5 protein-coding genes and 1 pseudogene are annotated in these 4,892 nt (G+C 51.6%); 5 read left to right on the top strand and 1 reads right to left on the bottom strand.

Annotated features, from left to right (window positions below):
- The 5 genes and pseudogenes from ABYT30_RS15535 to ABYT30_RS15515 all read left to right on the top strand — a co-directional run.
- A pseudogene (locus ABYT30_RS15535) lies at window positions 1–202 on the top strand (lipid A biosynthesis lauroyl acyltransferase); the annotation flags it as partial.
- Window positions 202–1,119 carry a mitochondrial fission ELM1 family protein gene (locus tag ABYT30_RS15530; protein ID WP_373097410.1) on the top strand — a complete coding sequence of 306 codons (918 nt, stop codon included), beginning with the start codon at window positions 202–204 and terminating at the stop codon, window positions 1,117–1,119. The pseudogene ABYT30_RS15535 and the gene ABYT30_RS15530, both read left to right, overlap by 1 nt.
- 39 nt (window positions 1,120–1,158) lie before the next feature.
- Window positions 1,159–2,280, top strand: a complete 1,122-nt coding sequence (locus ABYT30_RS15525; RefSeq protein ID WP_373097409.1) for a glycosyltransferase family 4 protein — start codon at window positions 1,159–1,161, stop codon at window positions 2,278–2,280.
- A gap of 14 nt (window positions 2,281–2,294) precedes the next feature.
- Entirely contained in the window at window positions 2,295–3,338 is a 1,044-nt protein-coding gene (locus ABYT30_RS15520) for a glycosyltransferase (protein ID WP_373082286.1), read from the top strand.
- Window positions 3,335–4,030 carry a YrbL family protein gene (locus ABYT30_RS15515; RefSeq protein ID WP_373097408.1) on the top strand — a complete coding sequence of 232 codons (696 nt, stop codon included), beginning with the start codon at window positions 3,335–3,337 and terminating at the stop codon, window positions 4,028–4,030. Before ABYT30_RS15520 ends, ABYT30_RS15515 begins: the two co-directional genes overlap by 4 nt.
- Before the next feature lie 15 nt (window positions 4,031–4,045).
- Here ABYT30_RS15515 and ABYT30_RS15510 read toward each other — a convergent pair.
- Window positions 4,046–4,892: glycosyltransferase family 4 protein (locus tag ABYT30_RS15510; protein ID WP_373097407.1), on the bottom strand; the 847-nt coding region annotated here is incomplete at its 5' end.

Raw genomic sequence — 4,892 nt, 5'->3', positions numbered from 1 at the left:
CCAGCAGCAGCGCTTGGATGGCGGGCGGCGCTATCGGGTGGAGATAATTCCTATGGATGACTTCCCTAGTGGGGATCCCGCTGCTGATGCCCGTGCGATTAATAAGTTACTAGAAGACAATATTCGTATGGTGCCTGACCAGTATATGTGGGTGCATCGCCGCTTTAAAACCCGTCCAGAAGGTGAGGCAGGAGTTTACTAATGGCCGTGATGCAAGTTTGGGTGATCACTGATGGCCGCCTTGGTCATCTCAATCAGCTCAAGGGTCTAGTAGCGCGCCTGCAGGACAAGGTTGAGTTAAATGTGTCGTGGCTAAATATTGCTGAACAAGGTTTTGCGTATACTGGTCGCGCTGGCCTGAAAGCACAGTTTGCTAGTGAGCAATGGCCGGACTGGATTGTCTGCGCGGGTAGTCGCACACACTTGCCGGCTTTGTGGCTTAAATGGCTTACGGGTGGCCGAGCACTGGTGCTAATGCGGCCAAATTGGCCGCTATGGCTGTTTGACGCGGTTTGTATGCCGCGCCACGACTCTCCGCCGGCCCGTAAAAATGTATTGGCAACCCAGGGGGTGATTAATCATATTGTGCCTGTGAGTGAGGGGCGTGATCCCGCCCGGGGGCTGATATTGCTCGGTGGAATTAATAAACATTTTGCCTGGGATAACGATACTATCTTGGCGCAAGTTCAGCAGATTGCCGCTGCTGCGCCTGAGGTGGTCTGGCTGGTGTCTGATTCGCCGCGTACTCCGGCAGACCTCCTTGATCGGATTGCGGCACTTGGCGTCGAGAATATTGAAACAATTGCCTACCAAAAAACGGGGGCGGGCTGGTTACAGGCTAATTTGACGGCTGTCGGGCAGGCGTGGGTGAGCTGTGACAGTGTATCGATGGTGTACGAAAGTATTAGTTCCGGGGCACATACCGGCCTTCTGATGCTGCCGTCCTTGCGTGAGTCGCGGGTCACAAAGAGCATGGCGCAGGTTTTGGATGCTGGGCTGGCTTCGGGCTTTGCCGCAACGAATCTAAGTGCGTATCTTCCTGCAGCGGCCTACTCACTCTGGGAGGCAGATCGCGCAGCAGATTGGCTATTAGAGCTTGCTGGTGTGGAAATAAGTTAAGTTTTGCAGAATAGCAATCGTCAGGGGAAAAGTGAAAACATGGCTGATAATCGTCCGCCCTTAACAATTGTGCAGGTATTGCCTGCGCTGAACTCCGGCGGTGTGGAGCGTGGTACAGTCGAATTGGCCAGAGAGTTGGTGCGCGGTGGCCATCGGTCGGTGGTGATCTCGGCTGGGGGGCGGATGGTTGAGGGCCTGCTGAGCGAAGGCAGCGAACATATTGAGATGCCAGTGCATCGCAAGTCGCTAATGTCGCTGCTGCAAGTAAGGCCAATGCGTCGCTTGCTGGCAGAGCTGGAGGCTGACATTGTCCATGTCCGCTCGCGGGTCCCGGCCTGGATTGTGTGGCTGGCATGGCGCGGCATGAACCCTAAAACAAGACCAAAGTTGGTGAGCACGTTTCACGGCATGTATTCGGTTAATTTTTACAGCGCGGTGATGGCGCGTGCCGAACATGCTATTGCTATTTCTGACTGCGTCAAAAAGTATATGCAAGTCAACTATCACGTCCCAGAAGAAAAAATTACCTTGATTCCTCGTGGGCTCGACCCAGCCGCTTTTAATTGTGATGCGTGCAGTCCAGCTTGGCGCAAGGATCTATTTACGGCGTATCCAGAGCTGGAGGGTAAGCATATAATTTTGATGCCAGGGCGCCTAAGTCGCTGGAAGGGTCAGGAGGCGTTTTTGGAAATGATGGCGCACCTAGTGCGCCTGCGAAAGGATTGCCACGGAGTTGTGGTTGGCGATGCCGAGCCTGGGAAACAGCATTATTTTGAGGAGTTATTGGCTAAGCGCGACGCGCTGGGTTTGGCTGATAAAGTCACCTTTGTTGGCCATCGCAGTGATATTCCGGCATTTTATGCCCTTGCAGCGGTGACCTGCCATATGTCCAATAAAGAAGAGCCTTTTGGGCGCACGGTGCCGGAATCGTTGGCTACTGGCACGCCCGTGGTGGCTTTTGATCGCGGCGGCGCTAGTGAGTCTTTGAATGCCGGTTTCCCGCAAGGCTTGGTGCCCGCAGATGATATTGTTGCATTTGCAGCGAGAGTTGATGATTTGATTGATGCTGACGCGGAAATCAAACTACCGGAAAGTTATTATTTGAGCAGTCAGTTAGCCAGTACGCTTGGTGTGTATCGGCGTTTACTAGAGCAGCGTTAAGACGAGGTTTGGCGATGAAAGTGCTTCACGTGGATTACGAGCGCCTGCGCAGCTACGGGGCAAATAGGATTAGTTGGGCCGAGAAAATGAAATACGGCTTAATCCGCAATAATCATTATGTGCGCAGTTTTTCTGATCGCGATGTCGCCGCATTTGAGTCTCCCTTAGGCATTCGTGAGTTAGGCAAAAAGGCCGCAAATAAACGTTTTCTTGAGGTTGTAGAGCACAATGATCCGGACCTAATAATTATTGGTCACAGCGATATTATTACCGTAGAAAGCCTTAAGCTCGTTCGCCAGCGTCGCCCAGAATGTGTGTTGATTCACTGTAATTGCGACCCCTTGTTTGTGCCAAATAATAGCAAGCGCATTGCCGCTTTTGCGGGGGTGGTAGATGCGGTTTTTGTGACTACTGGCCTGCGTGATTTACGACGTTATGCTGGTTTAGGCGCCCGGCTTTATTATATTCCCAATCCGGTTGAGCCAACGGTTGAGGTTTTAGATAACTCCGTTAAAACCGATTTGCCCATTGATCTTTTGTTTTGCAGTAACGCCACTAAATTTACTAAGCGCCTAGAGATGGTCAAAGCGATTAAAGACGCTGTCGACGGTGAAATGAATTTTAAGACCTATGGCAGTTTTGGTGAGGCGCCGGTGTGGGGGCGGGATTATGATTTGGCGCTGTCTAGGACGAAAATGGCGCTGAATTTGAATCGTCAGGAAGGTGATCACTGGTATACCTCTGACCGGATGTCCCAGCTTGGCGGTAATGGCGTCCTGCAGTTTGCCCATAGCAGTGGCGGTTTTGAGGAGTATGTGCCGCCAGAAACACTGGTGTATTTCGATGATCAAGATGATTTGATTAATAAAATTCGCGAATTCCACCACGATGACGCCAAGCGTCAGGACTGGGCGGCGCGGGCGCGGGACTTCTTTCAGAGTGAATTAAATTCGACTTTGTATTCGCGCTACATTATTGAGGCGACGATGGTTCAGCCCTTTAGTCATGACTACGTTTGGGCGCGCAATATTAATCCTGATGGTAGTGATAAGGCATGATATCGCTCAAGGCCTTGAAGCCATTTGCAGCGGGTGGGAATCGGTGGTGCTATGTCGATCCGATGGATTCCGCGCGGTGTATCAAAGTACGGCGACCAGATTTTAGTGTAGAGGAACGGCGGCGTAGCAAGGGCTTTCCGAAAAACTTAAAGCCCTTGTCGAGCTTTGATGACAATCTCGATGAATTCAATGTTATGGCGAGTCTAGAGCGCCACTACGACGACAAAATTTTTGCGCATATCAGTCGCTGCTTTGGTTTTGTAGATACCGACATGGGCAAGGGGCTGTGCTCGGAATTAATTCGTGACAGCGGTGGAGAGGTCTCGTTGTCGCTAAAGCAATACCTTTGGGAGCGCGGCTACGGGGACGATTGTCGTCGCGCAGTGGATGCGCTCTGTGAGCATTGGCTGAAGTACCGCGTGCCATCGAGGGATTTGATTTTGCACAATGTTGTCGTGCAGCGCGATGTGAGCGGCGCAGGCGGTTCAGCAATACGGCGCTTAGTTGTCATTGACGGGGTTGGTAGTGCGGGCATCATTCCTGGGCATTTTATGCCGGGTTTTATGCAGCTAAAAAAAGCGCAGCGCAAAGTGACTAATATCCATCAGCGTATTGATGAGTTACTAAACGACAAGGCGCAAGGCAAAGGGCCGGGTATGCATGGCTTTTTTTTCCATAGCGGGCAGGATTAACTGCCGGAAGCAAGCTTATGTCGCGGCGCGCTGTGCGGAGACATAATCCAGTAGCTGTTGCGCTATCTTTGGCCATTGTAATTCGGTCTGGGCTCGGTGCTGCGCCTTCTGTCCGATTAACTTTAATGCTTGGTCATCACTGAATATTTTATTGATGCTTAGGTAAATATCTTCTTCGCTGTCGCCATCGCACAATAAGCCTGTTTGGCCATCGATAACCGCGTCTCCGGCACCGCCAGCACGTCCAGCTATACTTGGCAGACCAAACATAGCGGCTTCTATGTAGACAATCCCAAAACCCTCGACGGAATCGCCGACGGCGCGACATGGCATCGCGAAGAGGTCGGCTTTTTGTAGTAGGGCGGATCTCTCGCCGTCACTCACTCGGCCGCAAAACTTCACATTCGCTGTTATGCCCAATTCTTTTGTGCGGGCAACTAGGCTGTCTTGCAGAGGGCCGCTGCCAACGACTAGGTAGATTAGCTTTGGGTGGTCGATCAGTAATTTTGGTAGAATTTCAATGATTTTGTCTTGGCCTTTGCGGGCCTCCAGCCGGCCAACCGTAATCAGCGCTGGGCTATGTTCGCCGAGCCAATCATTGGCTTTTTTAATGTCGTAATCAGACGCTTGCGCTGGTGGATTTACCCCTGGGTGAAGTATGTGAACCAGAGAAAAATCAGGGGCATAAGGTTTGACTCGCTGAGCGGTAAACTCGGAATTAGCGAGGATTAGGTCCGCTCGAGCAAGGGTTTTAGCGATACGCTGGTGTTTGCTATGTATTTGTTCTGGGTATTCCATGCCGTGAGCGATGCAAATGCAGCGAACGTGATCGAGCTTGTCGGTGTTTAACAGTTCGAGGCTT

It is taken from the genome of Zhongshania sp. (genome assembly GCF_041623545.1).
In the GTDB taxonomy this organism is placed as follows: Bacteria; Pseudomonadota; Gammaproteobacteria; order Pseudomonadales; family Spongiibacteraceae; genus Spongiibacter.
This window is presented reverse-complemented; position numbering and strand designations above follow the sequence as displayed.

Coding starts and splice junctions, on each gene's coding strand:
- ABYT30_RS15530 (WP_373097410.1), top strand. CDS start 202: ATGGCCGTGATGCAAGTTTGGGTGATCACTGATGGCCGCCTTGGTCAT.
- ABYT30_RS15525 (WP_373097409.1), top strand. CDS start 1,159: ATGGCTGATAATCGTCCGCCCTTAACAATTGTGCAGGTATTGCCTGCG.
- ABYT30_RS15515 (WP_373097408.1), top strand. CDS start 3,335: ATGATATCGCTCAAGGCCTTGAAGCCATTTGCAGCGGGTGGGAATCGG.
- ABYT30_RS15520 (WP_373082286.1), top strand. CDS start 2,295: ATGAAAGTGCTTCACGTGGATTACGAGCGCCTGCGCAGCTACGGGGCA.